We start from the raw sequence: 25,123 nt of genomic DNA, 5'->3' as shown, positions 1-25,123 counted from the left end.
CATTTCCCATGTTCAAACGCTCAAACTCCAAGGCTCCCGGCGACGACGACGGCGCAGCGCCTCGCAACTCCCGCCTCAACTGGAAGCGCATCGCCGGCTGGGGCGCCATCGTTGTCGGCTCCGGCGCGCTGGTGGTGCTGGTCGCGGCCATCGTCGCCGTAGTCGCCATCTATCCGAAGCTGCCCGATGTCTCGGAGCTTTCCGACTACCGCCCCAAGCTGCCGCTTCGCGTTTATTCGACCGAAGGCCAGCTGATCGGCGAGTTCGGTGAGGAGCGCCGCAACCTCACGCCTTTCGCCAACATTCCGAAGGTGATGAAGGACGCAGTGCTGGCCGTGGAAGACGCGCGCTTCTACGACCATGGTGGCGTGGACTACAAGGGCTTCCTGCGCGCGGCCGTAGCCAGCCTGAAGGGCGGCCGCAAGCAGGGCGCGTCGACCATCACGATGCAGGTGGCGCGCAACGTGTATCTGAGCTCCGAGCGGACCATGAGCCGCAAGACCTACGAGATCCTGCTGGCGATGCGGCTGGAGCAGCAACTCACGAAAGACCAGATCCTCGAGATCTACCTGAACCAGATCTACCTCGGCAACCGCGCCTACGGTTTCGCCGCCGCCGCCGAAACCTACTTCGGCAAGCCGCTGCAGAACGTCACCATCGCCGAGGCCGCGATGCTGGCCGGCCTGCCGAAGGCGCCCGGCGCCAACAACCCGGTGGCCAACCCGCGCCGCGCGCGGGCGCGCCAGCTGTACGTGATCGACCGCATGCAGGAAACCGGCTTCATCACCGCCGAACAGGCCGCGGAAGCCAAGAAGGAAGAACTGCACCTGCGCGACGCGGCCGATCCGAACCGGCTGCACGCCGAGTACGTGGCCGAGACCGTGCGCCAGATGATGTACGCGCAGTACGGCGACAGCATCTACACCAGCGGCATGAAGGTCTACACCTCCATCGTGGCTGCGGACCAGGCCGCTGCCTACAGGTCGCTGCGCAAGGGCATCATGGACTACGAGCGCCGCCAGCCCTATCGCGGGCCCGAGCGCTTCGTCGACCTGCCGACCGAGCAGAAGGAAATCGACGAAGCCGTGGACGACGCGCTGGCCGAGCATCCCGACAACGGCGACGTGATCGCGGCCGTGGTGCTCGACGTGAATGCGAAGGAAATCAGCGCCGTGCGTGCGAACGGCGAAACCATCCAGATCACGGGCGACGGCCTGAAGCCCGCGCAGTCGGGCCTTGCCGCGAAGGCGCCGCCCAACATCAAGATCCGCCGCGGCGCCGTCATCCGCGTGGCGAAGACGCCGAAGAACACCTGGGAGATCACGCAGCTGCCCGAGGTTGAAGGCGCCTTCATCGGCATGGATCCGCGCAGCGGCGCAATCAAGGCGCTGGTGGGCGGTTTCGACTACGGCAAGAACAAGTTCAACCATGTCACGCAGGCCTGGCGCCAGCCGGGTTCGAGCTTCAAGCCCTTCATCTATTCGGCCGCGCTCGAAAAAGGCTTCACGCCCGCCACCGTGGTGAACGACGCACCGCTTTACTTCGACGCCAGCGCCAACGGCGGCCAACCCTGGGAGCCGAAGAACTTCGAGGGCACCTACGAAGGCCCGATGCCTCTGCGCACCGCGCTGATGAAGTCGAAGAACCTGGTCACGCTGCGCGTTCTGCAGTCGATCGGCGCTCCCTACGCACAGGACTGGGTCACGAAGTTCGGCTTCGACAAGGACAAGCAGCCCGCGAACCTGCCGATGGGCCTGGGCGCCGGTTCGGTCACGCCGATGCAGATGGCGGTGGGCTACTCGGTGTTCGCCAACGGCGGCTACCGCGTCAATCCTTACCTGGTCACGCGCGTCACCGACCTGCGCGACAAGGTCATCATGGAAACCGAACCGCCGGTGCTCGACGAAACGCGCCGCGCCATTCCGCAGCGCAATGCCTTCATCATGGATTCGCTGCTGCAGAGCGTGGTGCGAAACGGCACCGGCTTCAAGGCCTACCAGGCGCTCAAGCGAGACGACCTCTACGGCAAGACCGGCACCACCAACGATTCCTTCGACACCTGGTTCGCCGGCTTCCAGCCGACCATGGTCGGCATTGCATGGGTGGGCTACGACACGCCGCGCCAGCTCGGCGTGCGCGGCGAGACCGGCGGCAGCCTGAGCCTGCCGATCTGGACCGGCTACATGCAGACCGCGCTGCAGGGCGTGCCGGTGACGCGTCCGGCCCAGCCCGAGGGCGTGGTGAACCTCGACGGCGAGTGGTACTTCGACGACTTCACGCCGGGCCACAACGTGGCGAGCCTGGGCCTGGAAAACAGCGACACGCCGCCGCCGCCGGTCGAGCAGCTCACCGGCGCGCCCGTGGGTGCGCCGCCCCCGCCGGAGGAGCGCAACCGGATCCTCGATTTCTTCCGGTAGCCGGACGCTTTTCGACGCTCTTCACGGAGCTGAAAGAGAAGGCGGGTCGCGGTGCCTACACTTGGCGCTGCTCCCCGCCTTCTCTTCTCCTTCTTCCCGCATCCATGGAAATCCTCACCCTGGTAGCACTCGTCGCCGCCGGCTTCTACATCCTCAAGTCCAGAGAACAGCGCCTGCGCATCGCGCTGCTGGCCAGCCACCTCGGCCGCTACCAGATCGAGAAGCTGATGGAAAGCCTCACCTCCGGCTATATGCGCTGCCTTGGCGAAGACGACGCCGAGCGCCGCCGCCAGATCTGGCAACTGCTGGACACCACCGAGGAAAAACTATCCGCCCAGGTCGACGGCTTCGCAGCTGAGTTCTCGCGCATGCCCGAGCCCGTCACCCGCGTGAGCAAGCTGCCGGTGGCCATTCCGCTCTTCACCCAGTTCTTTCCGTCGGCGACCTTCGACATGCGCCAGGCATTGCTCATCCACGCACGCGGCATCGCCGGCGTGATGCGCAACGAAGCGGGCCGCACGCCCAAGTCCAAGGCCTACATGATGTCGGCCGAGCTGTTCCTGCTGCAGCACACCTGCCACTGGTATTGCCGCTCGAAGACGGTGGCCTCGGCCCGCATGATCGGGCAGCACCAGACACAGTATCTGCAGGCGCTGGGCGCGGTAAGCCCGCAGACGCGCGAAGCCTATCGCGCGCTGATCGGACGCTGAGCTTCCTGCGATGCAGCCCACGGGTCTCGATCACCATCGGGTTCACGCGGGGCAAGCCGATTTCGTCTGCGAAGGCGAAGTTCTGTATTCACCAGTCAAGTCGTTCTGGTTCTCTGGCATGGCCGCCGCCGCGCTGGTTGGCGGCCTTGTCTTTTTCCGGTGGGATGCACTCGCGCTCTTCGTCGCGAGCACCGCGTTCGTGCTCTTGTTCGGCCACTCGCTGGGCAGCCATCGCCAGCTGATTCATCACAGCTTCCAATGCCCCCGATGGCTGCGCTGCACCTTGATCTATTGCGGCGTGCTCGTCGGCCTGGCCGGTCCGCTGGGCATTCTTCGCCAGCATGAGTTGCGCGACTATGCACAACGCCTGCCGGTCTGCCACGACTACCTGCGGCACGGCCGCGGTTTCTGGACCGATGCCTGGTGGCAGCTTCACTGCGAGCTCCATCTTGCGAATCCGCCCGGCATCCGGATCGAATCTCTTGTCGCGAACGACCGCTTCCTGCATTGGCTCGAAAGAACCTGGATGCTCCAGCAATTGCCCATCGCCTTGCTCTTCCATCTCTGGGGTGGATGGGCATTCGTTTTCTGGGGCGTGTGCGCACGCGTCACCGCCGGCGTCCTGGGCCATTGGCTGATCGGCTGGTTCGCGCACAACCAAGGCAAGATGAACTACGAAGTGCGCGGTGCTGCCGTGCAGGGACGCAACATTCCGTGGACTTCGCTGCTGACCATGGGCGAGAGCTGGCACAACAACCACCATGCCTATCCGGGCTCGGCCCGGCTGGGACTCGCGCCTGGCGAATGGGACCCGGGCTGGTGGATGCTCAGGCTGTTCGAGCGCTGCGGCCTGGTCTGGGATCTGCGTCTGCCGGAATCGCTGCCGCCACGTCCCGAGCTCGTCGAGATCCGCTCAGTGATGTGAAGAGGACAGCAGCGGCAACGTGAGCGTCGCCACCGCCCCGCCGCGCGACGCGTTGCCCAGATCGATGCGGCCGTGGTGCAGGGCCGCGATCTCCTTCACGAAGGCCAGCCCCAGCCCCGTGCTCTTCTTCTGGCTGTGCGGCCTGGCGAGTGAATAGAACTTTTCAAAGACTTTTTCCTGCGCGTACTCCGGAATGCCGGGGCCGTGGTCGCGCACGCTCACGCGGGCCAGCTTCGAGGTCGTTTCCAGCGTGAGCAGCACCTCGCTGTCGCGCGGCGAAAAATCGATGGCGTTGTCGAGCAGGTTGCTGATCGCGCGGCGCAGCAGGAAGGGGTCGCCTTCGGTGCGTGCTTCGTTGCGAATGTTCACCAGCAGCCTGATGTTGCGCTTGGCTGCCGCTGTCTGTGCGCTGGTGGCGATGTCGTCGATCAGCGCGGCCAATGCCACCGGTTCGGTGCGATCGAGCGCGCGCCGCGTTTCGAGCGCGGTGAGCTCCATCATGCGGTCGACGATTTCCTGGATGCGCTGGGTCTCGCGCTCGATGTTCTTCAGGAAGCGTTCGCGCTCGGCGTGCGGCATCGACGGTTCCTGCAGCAGCTCGGCCGCGCCGCGGATGGCGGAGAGCGGGCTTTTCACTTCATGCGTGAAGGTCTGGACGTAGTCGGCCACGTAGTTGCGGCCGGTGAGCGCGTCGCGCATTTCGCTGAAACCGGTGCGCACGCCGTCGACCGCGCGCCTTGCCATGCGTGAAAGGCTCAGGCTGCGCTGGGCGCGCACCCAGGTCCAGTAATCGCGGATCAGGCCGAAGGGCCGCACCAGCCAGACCGAGACGATCAAGGTGAGCAGCAGCAGCGCCAGCGCCGAGCCCACGCCGACCCAGATGGTGCGCCCGCGTGCGTCCTCCACGAACTGGCCAAAGCTCTGCACCGGCTTGCCGACGCTGACCATGCCGACGATCTCGTTGTTCCAGCGGATCGGCGCGCCCACATACATCACCGAAGTGCGCGGATCGCCGTCGACATCTCGCGAGGTGCGCGCGCCGTACAGGCCGCCAAGCGTGCGGCTCACGTCGCTCCACTTCGAATAGTCGGCGCCGAGGTGCCTGCCGAGCGAATCGAACATCACGCGGCCGTTGCGGTCGGTGACGTACACGCGCAGCTCGACGCGGCTTTTGTGCAGGTTGTAGATCTGCGCCGAGAACTCGCGCGCGTAGACCGTGCGGAACAGCGGCTCGAGCCGCGCGGTGTTGATGGCGCCGGCGATCACGTCCTGCTCGACCAGGCTGGCCACGAGCTGCGAGGTCTCGACCAGCGATTCCTCGGCGGATTCGCGGTAGCGCGGATCGATATCGGAGACGACGCGGTAGAGCAGGAAGGCGATGCCCGCCGTGTAGATCAGCAGGATGCCGATGAAGATGCGCGTGCGCCGGGTCACGACGCCTTGGCGGGCAGTTCTTCGTTCAGTGCATAGCCGGTGCCGCGCAGCGTGCGGATCGGCTCCACTTCCGGCGCGATCGCCTTGAGCTTGGCGCGCAGGGTCTTGATGTGCGCGTCGACAGTTCGGTCGAAGCTGTCGCTTGAGTCGTCCCAGACGAGTTCGAGCAATTCGTCGCGTGTGAAGACGCGGCCGGGGCGCTGCACCAGCAATCTCAGCAGGCCGTATTCGTAGCGCGAGAGTTCGAGCAGCCGCCCGTAGTAGCGGATCTGCATGCGCTCGGTGTCCAGCGCGAAGGGCGATGCAGGGGGCTGTGAGCCTGCAGGAGCGCCGTTCGCGGATATTTGATGCCCCCCCACGTGATTCGCGCCAGCGGTCGCTGGCTGGGCTCCTGAGCCGTTTCTGGCGCTGCGCCGCAGGATCGTTCGTACCCGGGCGACGAGCTCCCGTGGAGAAAAGGGTTTGGCAATGTAGTCGTCGGCGCCCAGTTCGAGGCCCACCACGCGGTCTATTTCGTCGCTGCGGGCCGTCAGGAACACCATGGGCACCTCCGGGCCGCCCATGGACTGGTTGAGCGCCTGCAGGCGCTTGAAGAGCTCGAAACCATTGAGATCGGGCAGCCCGATGTCCAGGATGGCCAGCGCCGGCGGCTCCTGCGCGAACTGGGCGATGGCTTCCTCGGCCGTCGCGCACCAGACCGGGATGAATCCGTCGCTTTTCAGGACGTATTGCAGCGTGTCGGCGATGCCCGACTCGTCTTCGGCGATCAGGATCCGGGGTTTGAAGCTCATCCGCGAATGTTAGCGAGGGGGAGGAGGGCCGGGAGGACCGGTTTCGTCCGCGGCGTCCGGCGCCGGCGCGGCCGTTCGCGGCCTTTTTTTCGGGCGCGGCTTTTCCTGTTCCCTATCTTCTTGTTTTTATTATTCAAATTAGTAGTAGTAGATAAGGGTCGGCCCCCTCTGTGGACATGCCGCTTTTTTCGTTATGCGACAAGCACTTGTCATACCTCGGTCACTGTGCGCAGCCGCGCTTCCGGTTTGTACCCGCGACATGGACAACATTGGGTAACCCTTCGGGCCTGTGGATAAACCATGCCTTGTTCAAAAAATGTCCCCAGACTTGTCCTTTGACGGCCCTTCAGAAATCTGCGAAGACGGTTTTCGCCCGGAGAAATTCATTGCTGAAATTTTGGGCAAACCAGAGATTTCCATTTGAAATCAAAGACTTGCAAGACCCCTACATGGAAGTGCCGACGTTATCCACAGAGTTGCCCAAGGTTTGTGGGGAGAACGCCCGACGGAACCTTCGGCCTGCGGCCACGACCCCACCGGGTCATTGAAATTGCGGAAATATCGAACATGACACCTTCTGAAACAAAGTCGATCGTTACCCTGAGCCTGCTGGCCGCCTTCGTCGATGGCGAGAAGCACGAGCGCGAACGCGCCGAGATCAAGCGCATCGCGGAGGGCCTGTCGCAGGCCGACGGGCTGAACCTGCCGACGCTCTATCAGGACGTGCTGATGAAGCGGGTGTCGCTGGCTTCGGTGGCGGGGGAGCTCAAGGGCATGGAATCGAGGCAGCTCGCCTACGAGATGGCGGTGTGCGTCTGTGATGCCGACGGCACGCAGTCGGAGGCGGAGCGGATGTTCCTGGCGGACGTGCGCACCTCGTTGGGCCTGGACGCCTCGGCGGCGGCGTTTTCGCAGCAGGCGGAGGAAATCGCGGCGGTGCCGGTGGCCGCCACGGCAGCAGCAGCTTCGGTGCCCGCTGCGCCGAACAGCCCCGACACCGCGGAGCTGGACAAGTCGATCCTCAACGCCTCCATCCTGAACGGCGCGCTCGAGCTGCTGCCCGAGACGCTCTCGACCATGGCGATCATTCCGCTGCAGATGAAGCTGGTCTACCGCATCGGCCAGGCCTATGGCTACCAGCTCGACAGCGGCCACATCAAGGATTTCCTGGCGACGGTCGGCGTAGGCCTGACCTCGCAGTATCTGGAGCAAGCCGGGCGCAAGCTGCTCGGCGGCTTGCTCGGCAAGGTCGGCGGTGGCCTGCTGCGCGGCCTGGGCAACCAGGCTGTGAGTTCAGGGATGAGCTTCGCGTCGACCTACGCGCTGGGGCACGTGGCCAAGCGTTATTACGCCGGGGGTCGCACGCTCTCGGCGCAGATGCTGAAAGATGCCTTCTCGGGCGTGGTGAAGGAAGGGCAGAGCCTGCAGACGCAGTATCTGCCCGCCATCCAGGAAAAGGCCCGCACGCTTGATGCGGGCAAGGTCTTGTCCTTGGTCCGCGGCGCTTGAAGGACTTATTCCTGGGACACCGTGGAACCGGCTTCGCCGGGCCACAGGTGTTGCCCCCGGCGAGGGGGTTGGCGCAGAGACACGAAGTGCGCGAAGCCTGGGGGAGTACCTAGTTCGCCAGGTCGTCGAGGATCGGGCACTCGGGCCGCGCGTCGCCGTGGCAGCAATGAACCAGGTGCGCCAGCGTGCTGCGCATCGACTGCATGTCGGCGATGCGCTGCTCCAGTTCGCCGAGATGCTTTTCGGCGATGCGTTTCACGCTCGAGCTGGCGCGGCGCCGGTTGTTCCACAGCCCGACCAGCTCGGCGATTTCCTCCATCGAGAAACCGAGGTCGCGTGAGCGCTTGATGAAGCGCAGCGTGTGGATGTCGGCTTCGCCGTACTGGCGGTAGCCGCTCTCGGTGCGCGCCACCGCCGGCAGCAGGCCGAGGCCCTCATAGTGGCGGACCATGCGGGCCGATACGCCTGAGCGCTGCGCCGCTTCGCCGATGCTGACCTGGCCTGCCGTCATTGAACCGCGTACCCCGCGTTCTCGATGGCGGCCACGATGTCCTTGCGCGGCTGTTCGCTCAGCACGTCGACATGGCCCGTTTCCAGATCGACCGTGACCTGCGCTTCGGGATCCACCGTTTGCACCGCGTTCTGCACTGCGTTCACGCAGTGGCCGCAGCTCATGCCCGTGACCTGGAATTTCTGGCTCATCGTGTTGCTCCTTGAAAGTAGCTGGTAAAGAGAGGTGGCCGGCCGACTGACCGGGGAAGCCACAGTTTGAACCCTCTCACGATGTCAATGTCCAGCGCAGGGGCTCTGAATTTTTCCGCTTGACCTTGACATGGTGTGAGGCTTTAGCCTTGGCACATGGAAAAACTCAAGCTCCAGCAAAACCCCGGTACCCCCGGTACCGCCACGCTCGACCTGTCCGTCGGCGGCATGACCTGCGCCTCCTGCGTCATGCGCGTGGAGCGTGCCCTGAAGAACGTGCCCGGCGTGCAGGACGTGAGCGTGAATCTCGCGACCGAATCGGCCCGCGTGGTGACGTCCGGCACGTCCGGTGATGGCGACATGGATGTCCGGCTGCGCCGCGCCGTGCGCGCCGCAGGTTACGAGCCTCGTGCCGCAAGCGAGGCCGCCGACGAAGCCACGCTGTCGCCCTGGGCCGGCTTCGCCCCGGTCGCGATCGGTCTTGCGTTGTCGATCCCGCTGATGGCTCCGATGCTGGGCGATCTCTTCGGGCTCGACTGGATGCTGCCGCCATGGGTGCAGCTGCTGCTCGCAACGCCGGTGCAGTTCTGGCTGGGCGCGCGTTTCTATCGCGCGGGCTGGCATGCGGTGAAGGCGCGCACCGGCAACATGGACCTGCTGGTGGCGCTCGGCACCAGCGCGGCCTTCGGGCTTTCGCTCTGGCTCTGGTGGCGTGCCGCCACCGGCGAGCATGCGGGCCACGGCATGGTGCCGCACCTGTACTTCGAAGCCTCGGCGGTGGTGATCACGCTGGTGCTGCTCGGCAAATGGCTGGAGGCGCGCGCCAAGCGCCAGGCCACTTCCGCGATCCGCGCGCTGCAGCAGCTGCGGCCCGAGGTGGCGCACCTGCTCGATGTGCGCGGCAAGGAAAGCGATGTGCCGCTGGCCGAGGTGATGGTGGGCGACCGTCTCGCGGTACGCCCTGGCGAGCGCGTACCGGCCGACGCGAAGGTGGTCGAAGGACATTCCGAGGTCGACGAATCGATGCTCACCGGCGAGCCGCTGCCCGTGGCCAAGGGCCCGGGCGATGCGCTGACCGGCGGCGCGGTGAACGGCGACGGCCGCATGGTCGTCGAGGTGAGCGCGGTCGGCGCCGAGAGCGTGCTGGCGCGCATCATCCGCCTGGTCGAGGACGCGCAGGCCGCGAAGGCACCGATCCAGCGGCTGGTGGACAAGGTCGCCGCCGTGTTCGTGCCGGTGGTGCTGCTGATCGCGCTGGCCACCTTCGCGGGATGGATGGTGTCGGGTGCCGGCATCGAGACCGCGCTGATCCATGCGGTGGCGGTGCTCGTCATCGCCTGTCCGTGTGCGCTCGGCCTTGCGACGCCGGTGGCGGTGATGGCGGGTACCGGTGTGGCGGCGCGGCATGGCGTGCTGATCAAGGATGCGCGCGCTCTAGAGATCGCTCACCGCGTCGATACCGTGGCCTTCGACAAGACCGGCACGCTGACCATCGGCCGCCCGGTGCTCACGGCGCTGGTGCCGGTGGCCGGCGTCGCTGCCTCCCAAGACCAACTGCTGGCCACCTCCGCGAGCCTGCAAGGCGGCAGCGAGCATCCGTTGGCCAAGGCGGTGCTGTCGGCTGCCGCGCAGCGCAACCTGAATGTGCCCGCGCTGGGCGCGATGCAGGCTTCGCCGGGCCGCGGCGTGCGTGGCGAAGTCGAAGGCGTTCAATGGGCCATCGCCAGCCTGCGCTGGTGCCGCGAGCTCGACGCCATGCCCGATGCCGAAGAAGTGGAGCGCCTGCAATCGCAGGGCGCGACGGTCTCTGCACTGCTGCGCTTCGACGAAGCCGGCGCCGCGCATGTGCAGGCCCTGCTCGCCTTCGCCGACGAGCCCAAGCCGCAGGCCGCCGAAGCCATCCGCACGCTGCGTGCACGCGGACTGCGCGTGGTGATGATCTCGGGCGACAACCTGCGAGCTGCGCAGGCCATGGCTGCACGACTGGGCATCGCGGCCGGGGATGTGCGCGCCGATGTGCTGCCTGCCGACAAGGCTGCGCAGGTCGCGGCGCTGCGAAGCAACGGACATGTCGTCGCGATGGTCGGCGACGGCGCCAACGATGCACCCGCGCTGGCAGCGGCCGACGTCGGCATTGCAATGGCGCCTTCGGGCGGCGGCACCGACGTGGCGATGGAAGCCGCCGGCATCACGCTGATGCGCGGAGATCTCGCACTGGTCGAGCAGGCCTTCGAGCTTTCGGGCCGCACGGTGGCGAAGATCCGGCAGAACCTGTTCTGGGCCTTCGCCTACAACGTGGCCGGCATTCCGCTCGCGGCCTTCGGCCTGCTGAGCCCGGTGGTGGCCGGCGCGGCGATGGCGCTGTCGAGCGTGAGCGTGATGGCCAATGCGCTGCTGCTGCGGCGATGGAAGCCCTGAGGCTCTTTCGTAGGTTCAGTCGAACAGCAGCGCCATGATGTGGTCGTCGATGGCCTGCTCGTCGGAGGCGCGCTTGTAGAACCTGCGCAGCGTGCCTTCGCGTTCGAAGCCGAGCTTTTCGTAAAAGCGCAGCGCCGGTGCGTTGTCGCTTTCCACGATGAGCTCGATGCGCTTGACGCCATCCGCCTTCAGCCGTTCGATCGCATCAGTGACCATCGCCAGCGCGATGCCTTGGCCATGCAGCGTGGGGTCGACAGCCAGTGTGCCCAGGCTGGCCACATGCCGCACGCGGCCCGGGTAGCGCGAGGCTCGGTAGAAGCCGGCGATGCGGCCGTCGCGTTCGTAGACGAAGAAGTCGCGGCCATCCAGCAGCTGCCGGTAGATTTGCTTGAAGTCTTCCAGCGGCATCGGGTCGTAGCCCAGGTAGGGCACGACCTTCTCGTGCATGTAGAGGGCGAAGACGGTGTCGATGTCTTCGGGAGTGGCCAGCCTGCGCATGATGGGTGCCCCGCAACGGTGAAGGCGCCGAGCATAGCGGGCGGCGGATGCTCGGCGTTCAGCCGAAGAGCAGTACCGCCGAGATGGCGAGAAGTGCCGCTTGCGCGCACCACGCCCATCGCAGACGCAGGCGCGAATCGAGTACCGCGCCTATCGACCAGAAGCCGCCGACCGAGAGCGCAAGAAGCGTCAGCCCTGTGTGGAAGGCGAGATCGTCCGCACGCCAGAGAAAGGCCAGCGTCACGCCGACCCAGCATGCGAAGTGAAGGGCGGCCGAGGCGACCTGCGCTCGCGTGAGCACGGGGGCATGGATGTGCATGGCTTCTTCCAGCGAGAACGCGGGTTCCGGAAAGCGCGCCGCCACGTCGGCCGGCCGCCAGCCCGGCGGCTTGAACCACACGGCGATCTTGTCTTTCCAGCGCTTCGTGTGCCAGGCATCGCGCAGCAGCGGCATGTAGGGGCCGAGGATTGCGCGCATCGGGTCGAAGCTGGCGAGTGCCTTGCGCGTGCCGTAGACGCAGCGTTCGGTTTCCTCGGCGAAAGTGCCGAACATGCGGTCCCACACCACGAGCATGCCGCCGTAGTTGCGGTCGATGTACCGGTCGTTCACCGCGTGATGTACGCGGTGGTTCGAAGGCGAGGAGAACACGCGGTCGAACCAGCCCAGCTTGCCGATGTGCTCGGTGTGGATCCAGAACTGGTAGACCAGCACGATCAGCCCCGCGAGCCCGAACTGCTCCGGTGGCACGCCGATCACCGCCATCGGCAGGTAGAAGGCCCAGCCGAGAAATGCCACCGTGCTTTCCTGCCGCAGCGCGGTGGAGAAGTTGAAGTGCTGGCTCTGGTGGTGCACCGAGTGCGCGGCCCAGAACACGGCCGACTCGTGCCCCGCGCGATGCAGCCAGTAGTCGAAGAAGTCGAACAGCAGCACTGCGGCGATCCAGCCCATGGCGCTGTCCCAGAAGGCGGGCCGCGTCCAGATCGCGACCAGCGGATAGACCAGCGCGTACAGGCCGATCTGGAAGAGCTGCGTGCACACCGAGAGCGCCTGGCTCAGCAGCCCCTGGCTGAGGCTGCCGATGGTGTCGCCGAAGCGGTAGGTGTTGCGCCGCTTCAGCCAGCCCCAGGCGAACTCGCACGCCATGAGCAGCGCGAACACCGGCACCACGAAAACAACCAGCCGATGCACTGCGCGATTTTTCAGGAAGCGTTCAGTGAATCTTCAGCGATCGGACGCGCGGCCGGCCACGATGACGGCGTTGGTGCCGCCAAAAGCGAAGGAATTGGACAGCGCGTAGCGCATGCCCTTGGCCTCGCGGGCCTCGCCCTGCACGAAGTCGAGATCGAAAGTGGCGTCGGGCGTCTGCAGATTGGCGATGGGCGGCAGCGTCTCGCGTGCCAGCGCGCGCAGCGCGGCGACGAGCTCGATCGCACCGCCGCCGCCGAGCACGTGGCCGTGGATGGCCTTGGTCGCGCTCACCGGCACGGTGTTGCCGAACACCTCGCGGATCGACGCGGCTTCGGCTGCATCGCCGGCCGAGGTGGCCGTGCCGTGCGCATTGATGTGGCCGATCTCGGAAGGCTCGATGCCCGCGTCGTGCAGCGCGGCGCGCATCACGCGCACCTGGCCCGCGGTGTCGGGGTTGGTGATGTGCGTGCCGTCGCAGTTAGTGGCGTAGCCCGCGAGCACGAAGGGCGCGGCTTCGGCGCCGCGCGCCGCTGCATGCGCTTCGGATTCGAGCACCAGCGCGGCCGCGCCTTCGCCGATGGCAAAGCCCGCGCGGTCACCCGAGAAGGGCCGGCATGCGGTCGATGGCGCATCGGCCGGCGGCGGCGCCATCACGCGCATGGCGTGCCAGCTGGCCATCACGCCGGGCGTGAGCATGGCGTCGTGGCCGCCGACGATGGCGACGTCGATCCAGCCGCCGCGAATGGCGCGCATCGCCTCGCCGATGGCCACGGCCGAGGATGCGCAGGCACAGGCGTATGCAATGGCAGAGCCGCGCGCGCCGAAGTGCAGGGCGAGCTCCGCCACTGCGGCGTTGGGCATCACTGTGAGCACGGTGGTCGGGCGCATGCGGCGCTGTTCGCCGTAGAGCGCGCTGGTGGTGTTGTCGAAGGTGCCGGCGCCCGCGAGGCCGCTGCCCCAGAAGATGCCGAGACGGTCGCGGTCGATGGTGTCGAGGTCGATCTTCGCTTCGCCGGCGGCATCCTGCGCGGCGGACAGCGCCATGGCAGTGCCACGGTCCAGCGGCAGGCGGGAGGTGCTGCGCACGCCGTTCGAGTCGAAGTCGCAGGCGGCGACGGCGAGCGCCATCGGGTCCATGCCCTTGATCTCCAGCGTCTGGGCGCGCACGGCCGAGCGGCCCGCGAACAGCGCCTCGTCGAAGGCCTCCACGGTGCGGCCGATGGGCGTGACGAAGCCGATGCCGCTCACGCGCACAGGTGCGGATGCGGCGCGCGCGGCGGAGGCCGCGAGCACGGAGTGAGCGGCGCCGCTGCTCATGCGGTTGCTTCAGCGGGCTGGCCCGCGGTGGCGCCAGCGCTCTCTGCGTCGATCACTTCGCACAGGCGCTGCAGCGTGATGCCGGCTTCGCGCGGGTCGAGGCGGTCCTCGGGAATGCGCAGGTGGAATGCGTCCTCGACGGCGAAGACGAACTCCATCAGCGCGAGCGAGTCGAGGCCGAGGTCGGTCAGCGCGGTGGCCGGCGAGATGGCTGCGGGGTCGACGCGGAAGTCGGTCTGCAGGATCGCCGCAATGCTGTTGAAGGTGGGCGAGGAGAGATCGGAAGAAGACATGGGGATGCTTTCCTTTCGGACGTGATCGAGGTTGTCAGGCGTACAGCGGATGCTCGGGCATCGTGCCATGCGCCACCGCATCGACGAATGACACTGTTTCGCTCACAACCTGTTGACGATCGTTGTCGATTGTGATCATGTGGTAGCTGTTGGCGACCACCACGGCACGGAATGCACGGCAGCGAAGACCGCGCGCGAGGATGCCCAGGTTGGCCACGCTGGCCACCTCGTCCTGCTGGGCGTGCAGCGCCAGGACGTTGCCGCACTGCACGCCGTGCAGGTTGCGGCGCACATGGCGGATGAGCCGGTCGTGCTCGCGCAGATGGCCCACGCCGATGACAGAGCTGCCCGCGCGCGAGACCTTGCGGTGGCGCAGCTCGCGCTCGATCCAGGCGCGCACGCGTTCGTTCTTCACGCCGTAGGGCGGGCGCTCGCGGTATTGCCAGAGTCTGCCCAGCGGCGTGTAGAAGGCCAGCGGCAGCAGGAACTGCGTGCGCGGAATGGCCCAGCCGTCGAAACGCAGCGTGGTCGACATGAGCACCAGCGCATCGACGTCGCTGCCGCAGCGGATGGCCGCGCCCAGTGCCAGCGAGGAGCCCGCCGAGATGCCGACCAGCATCACGCGGTCGTGCCGCTCGCGCAGCGTCTTCACCTGGGCCTGGATCGCGTCGAGCCAGCGTTCGTACGGCGCCGCGCGCTGCATCGGCGCGCTGGCGTCGAACGAGTAACCCTCGATCGACAGCGGGTAGACCGGATAGCCCCTGCTGCGCAGCGCGGACTGCACGGTCAGCAACTCGTCAGGCGTGCTGCATAAACCATGCAGCAGGACCACGGCGGTGCGTTGCACTTCCGGAGGAACCAGGCTCAGCAGATCGGAGGGTTCGCGCGCACTCATCGTGTGGCGCGGGCCATGAAAATGGCCCGTGATTCATCGTGCTGTCGTATGCTCATGTTGCGTTTATCGCTTGGAGCGACTGACCGGCCGCTGACCCGTCGTTCGCAAGGCAGATTACCCCCAACCATTCAAAGACCATGCGAATTCTGCTTGTCGAAGACGACACCGTTTTGCGCGATGTGATGGTACGCAGCCTCGCTGATGCAGGCCATCGCGTCGATGTTTCCACCAACGTCGAAGATGCCGACCACCTGTGGCGCGTGCAGCCCTTCGACGCCGTGCTGCTCGACCTCAACCTGCCCGCCACCGCGAGCCCGACCAGCGGCCTCGCAAGCGGCCTCACCGCGTTGCGCCAGGCGCGCGCGCGGGGCGACCGCACGCCGGTGCTGGTGCTCACCGCGCGCGGTCGCACCGAGGAACGCATCGCCGGTCTCGACGCGGGCGCCGACGACTACCTCGGCAAGCCCTTCGACCTGGCGGAGGTCGAGGCGCGCCTGCGCGCACTGGTGCGCCGCGCCAAGGGCACGGAAGACATCGTGCTGCTCGGTCAGCTCAAGCTCGACCGCAAGGCGCGCCGCTTCTCCACCGCGAGCGGACCGCTCGACCTGCCCGCTCGCGAGTTCGAGGTGCTGTGGGAGCTCATGAGCCCGCCGGGCCGCACGGTAAGCAAGCGTGCGCTGTCCGACAAGCTATCCAGCTTCGACGAATCGCTGGGCGACAACGCGCTCGAGGCCTTCATCTCGCGCCTGCGCAAGAAGCTGCAGGGCACGGGCGCGAGCATCCGCACGCTGCGCGGCATCGGCTACCTGCTCGAAGCCGAGGTGTGATCGACGCCGGTCCGCGCGTGAACGGGCAGCAGCAACAGACCATCGCCGAATCGCAGCCGGCTGCGGTGCGTGCGCCTTCGCTCACGCAGCGCGTGCTGCGCAACGTGCTGGTGCCGCTGGCACTCACGTGGATGGTCGGCGCGGTCATCGCGCTGGTCATCGCCAACTACTTCTCCGAACAGGCCTTCGACCGCGGCATGCTCGACGACGCCTATGCGCTGTCGGCCAACGTGCAGGCGGGCGAGCGCGGCATCGAGCTGATGCTCACGCCGCGCGAAGTGGCCACCGTGCTCTTCGACCAGGTCGACAAGGTGTACTTCGCGGTGCAGCGGCTCGACGGTTCGCTGATCTCCGGGCAGGCTGGCCTGCAGGCGCCGCTGCCGGTGGACGGTTCGCGCTACCGTTTTTCTGATGTGAACTACGAGGGCAGCACGCTGCGCGCGGTGGTGCTCGAGCACGACGCCGAGCCCGACATCAGCATGCCCTATCGCGTGATCATTGCGCAGACCACGCTGAGCCGCGCGGCGCTGGTTCGGCAGCTGCTGGGCTATGCGCTCGCGCCGCAGATCGTGCTGCTGATACTGCTCGCGATCTGGCTCTGGTACGGCATCCGCAGCGACCTGCGGCCGCTTGGCGAGCTGCAGCGCGCGCTCGACCGGCGCGACGTGCGCGATCTTTCTCCGGTGGCCGTGGCGCAGACCTCGCGCGAGATCCAGCGGTTGGGAAATGCGGTCAACTCGCTGTTCGAGCGGCTGGGCAACAGCGTGCAGGCGCAGCGCGAGTTCGTGGGCAACGTGGCGCACGAGCTGCGCACGCCGCTGGCGGGCATCCGCGCGCTGGCCGAATACGGGCTGGCGCAGCAGGACACCCATGTGTGGCGCGAGCAGCTCGAGCGCGTGTCGGAGCGGCAGGCGCGCGCAAGCCATCTGATCGACCAGCTGCTGGCGCTTGCGCTGGCCGAGGAAGCGCGCACCGAGCTCAAGCGCGTGCCCGTTCGGCTCGACGTGCTGGCCGAGCAGACGGTGCTGCGGCACCTGGGGCGTGCCGATGCGCGCGGCGTCGACCTGGGCGCGCGCGGCCTCGACGACGGCGTGGTCGTGCAGGCCAACGAGGCGCTGGTCGAAGGCATTCTTGACAACCTGATCGACAACGCGCTGCGCTACGGCGGCCGCACCATCACCGTCGAGCTCGCGGGTCACACGCTGAGCGTGATCGACGACGGGCCCGGCATTCCGCTCGAAGCCCAGCGCGCACTGATGCAGCGATGGGCGCAGGGCCCGGCGGGAGAGAAGCTGGGGCAGGGCTCTGGACTGGGCCTGTCGATCGTCTCGCGCTATGCGGAGCTGCTTGGTGCCGAGCTGCGGCTGGAAGCCGCGGAGCCCACGGGCCTGCGGGTGAGCGTGGCGTTCGGCGAGGTGGCCTGAATCGCCTGTGCGTTCAGGCGAGCGGCGTGCCCTGGTGGAATGCCATGCGCCAGCGGCCTGCGCGCAGTTTCCATACCGAGCTGCGCATGGAGTTTGCGGCCGGGCGTTCTGCAATGGCTTTGCGGTGCGCGCGATAGGTGACCAGAGCCACATCGGGGGCCATGCGCATTACGCGAAAGTCCGAGATCGTGCGTTCGGAGAAGGTTTCGTCGCGCAGCGCTTCGATGATGGCGGCTCGTGTCCAAACCGTGCCCGAGACGCCGAGTTCGTGGAAGTCGTCGTCGAGCAGTTCCTGCAGCCGTGCGGCGCTCGCGCGCACCTCGCGCAGATGCAGCGCGCCTTCCAGCTCCAGCAGCAGCGCTTCAAGATCCCTACCTGGTGCGGCCTCGTAGAGTTCGAGCGGCAGCCCATCGGGGTCGGCGGAGAAGGTGAAGCGTCGGCCGGTGTATTCGTCGGTGCGAAGCGGTTCCACGGCAATACCCTGCGCCGAGAGTTCGTCGGCTGCGGCCTGCACGTCGTGCACCTCGAAGGACAGGTGCCGCAGTCCCTGCGCTTCGGGCCGCGTCGGCCGCGCGGGTGCACCGGGAAACGAGAAGAGCTCGATCTGCGAGCCGTCGGGCAAAGCGAGATCAAGCTTGTACGAATCGCGCGGGGCGCGGTAGTTCTCGGCCACCACGCGCAGGCCCAGCACCTCGGTGTAGAAGCGCTTCGACACCGCGTAGTCGGAGCAGATGATGGCGACGTGATGAATGCGTTCGAGCTGCATCGCAGGAGGCCTCACATCAAGGGCTTGTGCATGAAAATACGGGTGCGCTGCGCGAGCGCGAGGCGCTTGTATTCGACATAGCCGATGCGCTCGTAGAGCGCGCGGTTCTCGGTCATCTTCTCGTTGGTGAAGAGGTAGATCGAGTCATGGCCTTGCCGCCGTGCCTCGCGCTCCGCAAGCTCGAGCAATGCGCGGCCCACGCCTGTGCCTTGCTGTGCGGGGCGCACCGCGATCACATCGATCAGGAAGCCTTCGTCGGTGATGTCGAGCACCAGTGCTGCGACGACCTGCTCCTGCCGCTGCGCGACCCAGACCTGCGCGTTCGCGATGGACGCGCCATAGTCCTTGGTCATGGGAATCGGCTCGAGGCCCAAGCGCGGAATGTAGTGGCGAAAGGCTTCCACAGCGCATTCAGTGATGGCTGCGGCATCGGCAGCATCGGCGCGCCGCAGCGTCCAGGGCGTGGCGCTCATGCGTCGAACTCCACCTCGCCTTCGATCTCCACAGGGATGTTGAACGGCAACTCCGCCATGCCAACAGCGCTGCGCGAATGCGCGCCGATGTCGGGGCCGAAGATTTCGAGGATGAGATCGGAAAAGCCGTTGATGACGGCCGGTTGCCTGTCGAAGCCCGGTGCGCAGGCGACCATGCCGAACACGCGCGTCCATGCGGTGATGCGGTCCAGGTCGCCGAGGGCGCGCTGCAGGCTGCCGAGCATCGCGAGCGCGGTGAGGCGCGCGGCGGTGTAGCCCTGTTCCACGTTCAATTCGCGGCCCAGCTTGCCCAACGGAGCGGCGATGGTGCCGTCGGCATTGAGCGGGCCGTGGCCCGAGATCAACGCGCGTCGGCCGACGATGCGCACGAACTGGAAGGGCAACGCGACGCCGGGAGGCGGCGTCACTGCGGGTGGCAATACGAGGCCGGAATCGGCCAGTCGTTGCGCGATGCGGGCCATGGCATTTCCTTCCTTGCTGGCGGCGAACGAACGGGTCCGCCGCATCTTGCCATGGCCGCCCGCGGCCTCAGGCCAGCGCCGGATAGTCCGTGTAGCCCTTGGCGCCGCCGCCGTACATGGTGGCCTTGTCGAGGGGGTTCAGCGGCGCGTTCTCGCGCAGTCGGCGCACGAGGTCGGGGTTGGAGATGAAGGGCTTGCCGAAGGCCACGAGGTCGTCGCCTTCCTTCAGTGCTTCTTCGGCGAGCGGACGGTCGTAGCCGTTGTTGACCATCCATGCGGCCTTGCCGCCGGCCTCGCGGTATGCGGCCTTGAGGGCTTCGTAGTCGAAGGGGCGGTCCTCGATCTCGCGCGGGCCGCCGGTGGCGCCTTCGATGATGTGGATGTAGGCCAGGTTGAGCGTGGCGAGCTGCTTCACCACGTAGGTGAAGAGGGGCTGCGGGTCGCTGTCGTAGGCGTCGTTGGCTGGCGTGACGGGCGACAGGCGGATGCCGGTCTTGCCGCCACCCACAGCGTCGACCACGGCGCGCGTGACTTCGAGCAGAAGGCGGGCGCGGTTTTCGATGCTGCCGCCGTAGTCGTCGGTGCGCTTGTTGCTGCCGTCCTTGAGGAACTGGTCGAGCAGGTAGCCGTTGGCGCCGTGGATCTCCACGCCGTCGAAGCCGGCGGTTTCCACCGCGCTGCGTGCGGCCACCGCGTAGGCATGCACGATGCCCGGCAGTTCGCCGGCGTCGAGCGCGCGCGGCTCGGAGGTGTCGACGAAGGTGGGCACGCCGTCCTTGATGAGCACGGTCTTGGTCTTGGCGGTGATGGCCGAAGGGGCGACGGGCTTTCCGCCACCGGGTTGCAGTTCGTTGTGCGAGACGCGGCCCACGTGCCACAGCTGCACGACGATCTTGCCGCCCTTGGCGTGAACGGCTTGCGTCACGCGCTTCCAGCTGTCGAGCTGCTCGGTGCCATAGAGGCCAGGCACGTCGGAATAGCCCTGACCCTGGTGGCTGATGGCGGTGGCTTCGGTGATGAGCAGGCCGGCGCTGGCGCGCTGGGCGTAGTAGGTGGCGGCGATGTCGGGCGGGATGGCGTTCGGCGAGCGGTTGCGCGTGAGTGGCGCCATGACGACGCGGTTGGCGAGCTTCAGGTCGCCGGCCTGTACGGGGTCGAAGAGGGTGGACATCGTGCGATCGAAAGCAGAGTTGATACGGGTGCAAGGCTAAGGCCCCGGCCTCAACCCTGCTGTCGCACGGTTGTCTGGATTGGTGCTAGGAGAGCAGCGCCAGTAGCGCAGGACTCACGTGCATCGGCATCGCCAGCAGGATCTGCCCCATGCCCTTGCCTAGCGGATCGTTGCGCAGCGAGGCCATGCCGCCGCCGCCCAGCGCCTGCTCGCAGACGAAGTTGAAGGCATCGATGCCGGGCACCTCGTGGCGCGTGACGCGGCCCTTGACGAGGTGCGCGAGCCACTCGGACACGCGCGCTTCGGTGAGCTGCTCGCGCAACAGCGGCAGCAGGGCGGGGTGGCGTGCGATGACGCCGATGTTCGATGTGTCGCCCTTGTCGCCGCTGCGCGCCCAGGCCAGGCGCAGCAGGGGTACTTCGATGCTGTCCGCATCGGAAGAAGAGGAAGAAGAGGAAGGAGGAGTGGTCTCCGTCTTGTCGGCTCCGGCACGCGAAGAGATGGGCTTGGCCGTCTCGGCTGCGGATGAGGTTGGGGTGCGCGGGATGGCGATGCGCTTTCCATCGATGGCCACCGATGTCTCGACCAGCGACTTGTCGAGCAGGAAGGCATATTGCCGGATCGACGGCGATACCGAAGCCCGTCCGCCGCCCGCGCCAGTGGTGCCCGGTGCCCACGACGTGCCCGCAGGTGCGACCTCTCGCGCGAACAGCTCCAGCGCTTCCTTGCGCGGATGCGTCACGGCGAGCCGCAGCACCGCCTCGCGCGTCTGCAATGCCTGCGCATGCGGGCCGTAGCACGACTCTGCGCCCAGCACTTCGAGCTGCGTGCCGCTGTAGGGCCCGAAGCCGTATTGCGAGAACAGCGCACCCGTGCGCGCGAGGATGGCCTCGCCCGTTCGCTTCGCCTTGGCCACCGCGTCGAAGCCCACGATGGTGAGCTGCGCCGCCGTCTTGAAGCCGTCGACGTAGGTGGCGCTGACCTTGTAGCTCGCGGTGGGCGCATGGCCGCGCGCGCCGTGCACGCGCACGCGGTGTTCGCCGGCCTGCTCGATGCGCACCTGCGTGAAGTCGGCCACCACGTCGGGCAGCAGGTAGGCGGCGGGGTCGCCGATCTCGTAGAGCATCTGCTCGCCCACCACCGCGGGCGTGACCTTGCCGCCGGTGCCTGCGGGCTTGGTGACGACGAAGCTGCCGTCGGCGCTGCATTCGACGATGGGGTAGCCGATGTTGGGCCAGTCGGGCACGGTGTCCCAGTCGGTGTGCAGGCCGCCGGTGGCCTGGCAGCCGCATTCGATGATGTGGCCCGCGAGGCTGCCCGCGGCGAGCAGGTCGAGGTCGCCCGGCTGCCACTCGAACTCGTGCATGAGCACGCCGAGCGTGACGGCAGAGTCGACGCAGCGGCCGGTGATGACGACCTGTGCGCCCGCGTCGAGCGCGGCCCGTATGGGCTGCGCGCCGAGATATGCATTGGCGGTGAGCACGCGTTCGGGCAGCGCGGCGCCGCTCTGCAGTTCGCGCACCGGTGGTTGCTTCTGGCGAAGTTGCGGCAGCAGCGGAGACACGTCGTCGCCACTCACCACGGCGATCTTCAGCGCGATGCCCTGCTCGGCGGCCAGTGCCGCGAGCGCGTCGGCGCAGCCTTGCGGATTGACGCCGCCGGCATTGCTCACCACGCGGATGCCTTGTTTCACGACGTCCTTCAGCACGGACTTCATGGCCACCGAAACGAAGTCGGTGGCGTAGCCCAGCTCTGGCTTCTTGAGTCGCGCGCCCGCCAGGATCGACATGGTGAGCTCGGCGAGGTAGTCGAACACAAGGTAGTCGATCTGGCCGCTGGTCACGAGCTGCGGCGCACCCACGCTGCTGTCGCCCCAGAAGCCGGAGGCGCCGCCGATGCGGACGATGCGTTCGTTGTTGCTGCCGCTGCTCATCGGCCGCTCCACTGCGGCTTGCGCTTCTCGCGGAAGGCGAGCTGCCCTTGCGCCGCGTCCTCGGTGAGCGCGAACAGTCCGATCTGGCTCTCGGTGAAGGCCATCGATTCCTCGAAGGCCATGGCTTCGATCTTCTTCATGGTGTAGAGGCCGCGGCGGATGGCGGCGGGCGACTTGTCGAGCATGCGGCCGAGCAGCCAGTCGAGGCTTTCGTCGACGTCGTCGCTCACGCGATTGACGAGCTTCAGCTCCAGTGCCTGCGTGGCGTCGATGGGTTCGCCGGTGATGCACATCTCGGCCAGCACGCGGCGCGGCAGCAGGCCGCCGAGCACGCTGAGCACCTGTGCGGGAAAGAGCCCGACCTTCACCTCGGGCAGGCCGAACACCGCCTGGCTGCTGGCCACGGCCATGTCGCACATCGCCATGAGGCCCATGCCGCCGGCCATGCAGGCGCCGTTGACGCGCGCGATCAGCGGCACGGTCGATTGCCGGGCCTGGCGCAAGAGGTTGGCGAAGCCCTGGTAGGGCGCGGCGTAGTCGAACTTGAAGGAGGTGCCGCTTTGCAGGTCGGCGCCAGCGCAGAAGGCGCGCGTGCCGGCACCGGTGATGACCACGGCGCGCACGGCGGTGTCGCTGTTGGCGCGGGCGAGGGCGTCGCCCAGGCCCGCGAGCACTGCGGGGCTGATGGCATTGCGGCGCTCTTCGCGGTCGATGGTGAGCCACATGACGGGCCCGCGCATTTCTTCGCGCAGTTCTGTGTCTGGAGGGGTTTCGGGCATGGCGCGGGTTCCTTGTGCTTCGGTCTGTCGAGATTGCTTTCTCTCTTGCCCGTAGCGTGGCCCGAAAAAAAAGCCGCATCGTGCGGCTTGTGGCTGAAGCGGTTCGGGTTTTCCCTGACGAATATCCGAGCCGCTTCGCTGCTTCTGCACGCTTTGGCGTGCTTCGGCTTACTTCAGAAGGCCTTCGGCCTTCATCGCTTCCTGGACGGCGGGGCGGGCGCCGACGCGGGCATGCCAGGCCAGCAGGTTCGGGAAGCCGGAGATGTCGACATTGGTCGGCTTGGTCCAGTTGGTGACGGTGAACAGGTATCCGTCGGCCACGCTGAAGTGATCGCCCATCAGGAACTGCTTGCTGGCGAGTTCGCTGTCGAGCCACTGGAAGCGCGACTTGAGCTTGTCCTTGAAGATGCCCTTGGCTTCCTCGGGCATGTTGGGGTTGAACAGCGGGCTGAAGCCCTTGTGCACTTCGGTGCCGATGAAGGTCAGCCATTCCTGCAGGCGGTAGCGCTGCATGGTGCCGGCGGCCGGAGCCAGGTTCTTGGTGGGGGCGAGGTCGGCGATGTATTGCAGGATGGCGGGGCCTTCGCGCAGGCGGGTGCCGTCGTCGAGCTCGAGCATCGGCACGTAGCCCAGCGGGTTGATGCCGTAGTAGTCGGTGCCGTCTTGCAGCTTGTGGCTCTTGGTGCTGGCCAGCACGGGCTCGACGGCGATGCCCGCTTCATGCAGTGCAATGTGAGGGGACAGCGAGCAGGCGCCGGGCGAGTAGTACAGCTTCATTCGAGAACTCCAGTGAATGTCGAGGTTGGTTGATTTTTCTGGGAGACCGCAGCGGATGCTAGCGGGTTTGGCGGCCTGGCGTTTTTGTCCTACGACGGCATGCGCGGGGCGACTATCGGGCAGGCTGGTCGCGTTTCCTAAGCTGCCTCGCACGGTGGGCAAGGCCTGCTGCAAGGAGAACCCGAATGCTCAAGTACGCGATCATTTTTGCCGTCATCTCGCTGTTGGCCGGCCTGCTTGGTTTCGGCGGCATCGCGGCGGGCGCCGCCGGCATCGCCAAGCTTCTGTTCGGCCTGTTCCTGGTGCTGGCCGTGCTGTTCATCGTGCTGGCCGCGCTCGGGGTGGGCGCGGTGAAAAAAGCGATCGACTGATGCACCTCTCGCACATCGAGGCGCAGCTCGACTACGAGGTGGGCGCGCCGGCCCACATGCTGCTCAACATCGAGGCGGCGCGCTCGGGGATGCAGACGGTGCTCGCCGAGGAACTGGCGATCGAGCCGCCGACCGCGATGCGGCCGTTCTGCGACGAGGGCAGCGGCAACCGCTTCATCCGCTTCGATGCGAAACCGGGGCCGTTGAAGATCCGCTACAGGGCCAGCGTGCAGCGCGCGCATGCGGTGGTGCCGACCGACCTGCGCGAGGTGCCGGTGAGCGAAGTGACCGACGAGGTGCTGCACTACATGATGCCGACGCGCTATTGCGAGTCGGACCTGATGTCGCGCTGCGCCCAGCAGCTCTTCGGCGACCTGCCGCCCGGCATTGGCCGGGTGCAGGCCATCGTCGACTGGATTCACGACAGCATCGCCTACGAACCGGGCAGCAGCGACTCGACCACGACCGCGCGCGAGGTGTTCGTGGAACGCGCGGGCGTGTGCCGCGACTTCGCGCACCTGGGCATCACCTTCTGCCGCGCGCTGAACATTCCGGCGCGGCTGGTGGTGGGCTATGTGTGGTTCGACGAGCCGCCGCAGGATTTCCACGCAGTGTTCGAAGCCTGGCTCGGCGGGCGGTGGGTGCTGTTCGATCCGACGCGCATGGCGCCGGTCGACCGGCTGGTGCGCGTGGGCACGGGGCGCGACGCCAAGGACGTGGCCTTCTGCACGATCTTCGGCGACGTGCGTATGACGGGCAAGAAGCTCGCCGTGCGCGAACTGCAGGACGAAAGCCTGCAGCCCTCGAAGGCGCCGCCGCCGAGCGGCGCGCTGATCGGCATCGAGAAGCCAGTGCCGCTGGTGCAGGCGGCCCAAGCGACCGGCTGATGCAGCTTGTTTGCTATTAAAAACATAGCAAACTATCGCGACACTGTGGGCGCTGACGGGCAATTTGGCATGGCCCTCTAGCTTGTCCACACAAGGGGCGCAGATCGGCATGGCCGATTAAAATTGGTGCCCCTT

At 66.9% G+C, this 25,123-nt stretch carries 25 protein-coding genes; 9 read left to right on the top strand and 16 right to left on the bottom strand.

The features are described 5' to 3' along the window. Window positions 1-8: 8 nt before the first annotated feature. The 3 genes from AC1VNX_RS00910 (at window position 9) to AC1VNX_RS00900 (ending at window position 4,052) form a co-directional block, all read left to right on the top strand. Window positions 9-2,417 (top strand): penicillin-binding protein 1A, encoded by a 2,409-nt coding sequence (locus AC1VNX_RS00910; protein ID WP_483155055.1) that lies wholly within the window; start codon window positions 9-11, stop codon window positions 2,415-2,417. 104 nt (window positions 2,418-2,521) lie between these two features. After that, on the top strand, window positions 2,522-3,127 hold the full coding sequence (locus AC1VNX_RS00905; protein ID WP_483155054.1) for a hypothetical protein: 606 nt from the start codon (window positions 2,522-2,524) through the stop codon (window positions 3,125-3,127). A gap of 10 nt (window positions 3,128-3,137) precedes the next feature. Then, on the top strand, window positions 3,138-4,052 hold the full coding sequence (locus tag AC1VNX_RS00900) for an acyl-CoA desaturase (RefSeq protein WP_483155053.1): 915 nt from the start codon (window positions 3,138-3,140) through the stop codon (window positions 4,050-4,052). Here the strand turns inward: AC1VNX_RS00900 and creC are convergent. Continuing rightward, complete coding sequence (creC, locus tag AC1VNX_RS00895) at window positions 4,041-5,486, bottom strand: two-component system sensor histidine kinase CreC (RefSeq protein WP_483155052.1); 1,446 nt, start codon at window positions 5,484-5,486, stop codon at window positions 4,041-4,043. The genes AC1VNX_RS00900 and creC overlap by 12 nt on opposite strands. Continuing rightward, a complete protein-coding gene (creB, locus tag AC1VNX_RS00890) occupies window positions 5,483-6,277 on the bottom strand; it encodes a two-component system response regulator CreB (protein WP_483155051.1) in 795 nt (264 codons plus the stop codon). The genes creC and creB overlap by 4 nt, the downstream gene beginning before the upstream one ends. Window positions 6,278-6,844: 567 nt before the next feature. Between creB and AC1VNX_RS00885 the strand changes: the two genes are divergently transcribed. Next, a complete protein-coding gene (locus AC1VNX_RS00885; protein WP_483155050.1) occupies window positions 6,845-7,786 on the top strand; it encodes a YcjF family protein in 942 nt (313 codons plus the stop codon). Between the two features lie 109 nt (window positions 7,787-7,895). On the opposite strand, the gene cueR is transcribed toward AC1VNX_RS00885, so the two are convergent. Both cueR and AC1VNX_RS00875 read right to left on the bottom strand, forming a co-directional pair. Then, window positions 7,896-8,297, bottom strand: coding sequence for a Cu(I)-responsive transcriptional regulator (gene cueR, locus AC1VNX_RS00880; protein WP_483155049.1), 402 nt, complete (start codon window positions 8,295-8,297; stop codon window positions 7,896-7,898). Next, entirely contained in the window at window positions 8,294-8,488 is a 195-nt protein-coding gene (locus AC1VNX_RS00875) for a heavy-metal-associated domain-containing protein (protein ID WP_019653627.1), read from the bottom strand. The genes cueR and AC1VNX_RS00875 overlap by 4 nt, the downstream gene beginning before the upstream one ends. A 156-nt stretch (window positions 8,489-8,644) precedes the next feature. On the opposite strand from AC1VNX_RS00875, the gene AC1VNX_RS00870 reads away from it, so the two are divergent. Continuing rightward, entirely contained in the window at window positions 8,645-10,906 is a 2,262-nt protein-coding gene (locus AC1VNX_RS00870; protein ID WP_483155048.1) for a heavy metal translocating P-type ATPase, read from the top strand. A 15-nt stretch (window positions 10,907-10,921) separates the two neighbouring features. On the opposite strand, the gene AC1VNX_RS00865 is transcribed toward AC1VNX_RS00870, so the two are convergent. Genes AC1VNX_RS00865 through AC1VNX_RS00845 form a run of 5 tightly spaced genes read right to left on the bottom strand, consistent with a single transcriptional unit; the run spans window position 10,922 to window position 15,098 of the window. Next, a complete protein-coding gene (locus AC1VNX_RS00865; RefSeq protein ID WP_483155047.1) occupies window positions 10,922-11,404 on the bottom strand; it encodes a GNAT family N-acetyltransferase in 483 nt (160 codons plus the stop codon). 58 nt (window positions 11,405-11,462) lie between these two features. Further along, a complete protein-coding gene (locus AC1VNX_RS00860) occupies window positions 11,463-12,593 on the bottom strand; it encodes a sterol desaturase family protein (protein WP_483155046.1) in 1,131 nt (376 codons plus the stop codon). Window positions 12,594-12,626: 33 nt separating this feature from the next. Further along, complete coding sequence (locus AC1VNX_RS00855; protein ID WP_483155045.1) at window positions 12,627-13,910, bottom strand: beta-ketoacyl-[acyl-carrier-protein] synthase family protein; 1,284 nt, start codon at window positions 13,908-13,910, stop codon at window positions 12,627-12,629. Then, a complete protein-coding gene (locus AC1VNX_RS00850; RefSeq protein WP_483155044.1) occupies window positions 13,907-14,203 on the bottom strand; it encodes an acyl carrier protein in 297 nt (98 codons plus the stop codon). Before AC1VNX_RS00850 ends, AC1VNX_RS00855 begins: the two co-directional genes overlap by 4 nt. A 34-nt stretch (window positions 14,204-14,237) precedes the next feature. Beyond that, window positions 14,238-15,098 (bottom strand): alpha/beta hydrolase, encoded by an 861-nt coding sequence (locus tag AC1VNX_RS00845; protein WP_483155043.1) that lies wholly within the window; start codon window positions 15,096-15,098, stop codon window positions 14,238-14,240. 137 nt (window positions 15,099-15,235) lie between these two features. Between AC1VNX_RS00845 and AC1VNX_RS00840 the strand changes: the two genes are divergently transcribed. Further along, entirely contained in the window at window positions 15,236-15,925 is a 690-nt protein-coding gene (locus tag AC1VNX_RS00840; RefSeq protein WP_126020743.1) for a response regulator transcription factor, read from the top strand. Window positions 15,926-15,966: 41 nt separating this feature from the next. Beyond that, the gene (locus tag AC1VNX_RS00835) at window positions 15,967-17,349 is read left to right on the top strand and encodes a sensor histidine kinase (RefSeq protein ID WP_483161853.1); all 1,383 of its coding nucleotides are present in this window, start codon (window positions 15,967-15,969) and stop codon (window positions 17,347-17,349) included. A 13-nt stretch (window positions 17,350-17,362) separates the two neighbouring features. Here the strand turns inward: AC1VNX_RS00835 and gloA2 are convergent, their stop codons facing one another. From gloA2 to gstA, 7 genes are all read right to left on the bottom strand, one after another. Further along, window positions 17,363-18,115 (bottom strand): SMU1112c/YaeR family gloxylase I-like metalloprotein, encoded by a 753-nt coding sequence (gene gloA2, locus AC1VNX_RS00830; RefSeq protein ID WP_483155042.1) that lies wholly within the window; start codon window positions 18,113-18,115, stop codon window positions 17,363-17,365. A gap of 11 nt (window positions 18,116-18,126) precedes the next feature. Continuing rightward, window positions 18,127-18,588, bottom strand: a complete 462-nt coding sequence (locus tag AC1VNX_RS00825; RefSeq protein ID WP_483155041.1) for a GNAT family N-acetyltransferase — start codon at window positions 18,586-18,588, stop codon at window positions 18,127-18,129. After that, window positions 18,585-19,070 carry a RidA family protein gene (locus AC1VNX_RS00820; RefSeq protein WP_301504648.1) on the bottom strand — a complete coding sequence of 162 codons (486 nt, stop codon included), beginning with the start codon at window positions 19,068-19,070 and terminating at the stop codon, window positions 18,585-18,587. The genes AC1VNX_RS00825 and AC1VNX_RS00820 overlap by 4 nt, the downstream gene beginning before the upstream one ends. 67 nt (window positions 19,071-19,137) lie before the next feature. After that, window positions 19,138-20,241 carry an alkene reductase gene (locus AC1VNX_RS00815; protein ID WP_483155040.1) on the bottom strand — a complete coding sequence of 368 codons (1,104 nt, stop codon included), beginning with the start codon at window positions 20,239-20,241 and terminating at the stop codon, window positions 19,138-19,140. Window positions 20,242-20,326: 85 nt separating this feature from the next. Further along, window positions 20,327-22,174: an acyclic terpene utilization AtuA family protein gene (locus AC1VNX_RS00810; RefSeq protein WP_483155039.1), complete on the bottom strand. Its 1,848-nt coding sequence runs from the start codon at window positions 22,172-22,174 to the stop codon at window positions 20,327-20,329. After that, window positions 22,171-22,953 (bottom strand): enoyl-CoA hydratase/isomerase family protein, encoded by a 783-nt coding sequence (locus AC1VNX_RS00805; RefSeq protein ID WP_483155038.1) that lies wholly within the window; start codon window positions 22,951-22,953, stop codon window positions 22,171-22,173. The genes AC1VNX_RS00810 and AC1VNX_RS00805 overlap by 4 nt, the downstream gene beginning before the upstream one ends. A gap of 168 nt (window positions 22,954-23,121) precedes the next feature. Beyond that, window positions 23,122-23,730: a glutathione transferase GstA gene (gstA, locus tag AC1VNX_RS00800; protein ID WP_483155037.1), complete on the bottom strand. Its 609-nt coding sequence runs from the start codon at window positions 23,728-23,730 to the stop codon at window positions 23,122-23,124. 185 nt (window positions 23,731-23,915) lie between these two features. Here gstA and AC1VNX_RS00795 point away from each other — a divergent pair, with 185 nt between their 5' ends. Beyond that, window positions 23,916-24,101 carry a DUF1328 family protein gene (locus tag AC1VNX_RS00795; RefSeq protein ID WP_483155036.1) on the top strand — a complete coding sequence of 62 codons (186 nt, stop codon included), beginning with the start codon at window positions 23,916-23,918 and terminating at the stop codon, window positions 24,099-24,101. Then, on the top strand, window positions 24,101-24,988 hold the full coding sequence (locus tag AC1VNX_RS00790) for a transglutaminase-like domain-containing protein (RefSeq protein WP_483155035.1): 888 nt from the start codon (window positions 24,101-24,103) through the stop codon (window positions 24,986-24,988). Before AC1VNX_RS00795 ends, AC1VNX_RS00790 begins: the two co-directional genes overlap by 1 nt. The last annotated feature ends 135 nt before the right edge of the window (window positions 24,989-25,123 follow it).

This window comes from Variovorax sp. TLI9-5A (assembly GCF_056867935.1).
The sequence above is the reverse complement of the archived record's forward strand: the minus strand, read 5'-3'. Positions and strand labels throughout refer to the sequence as shown.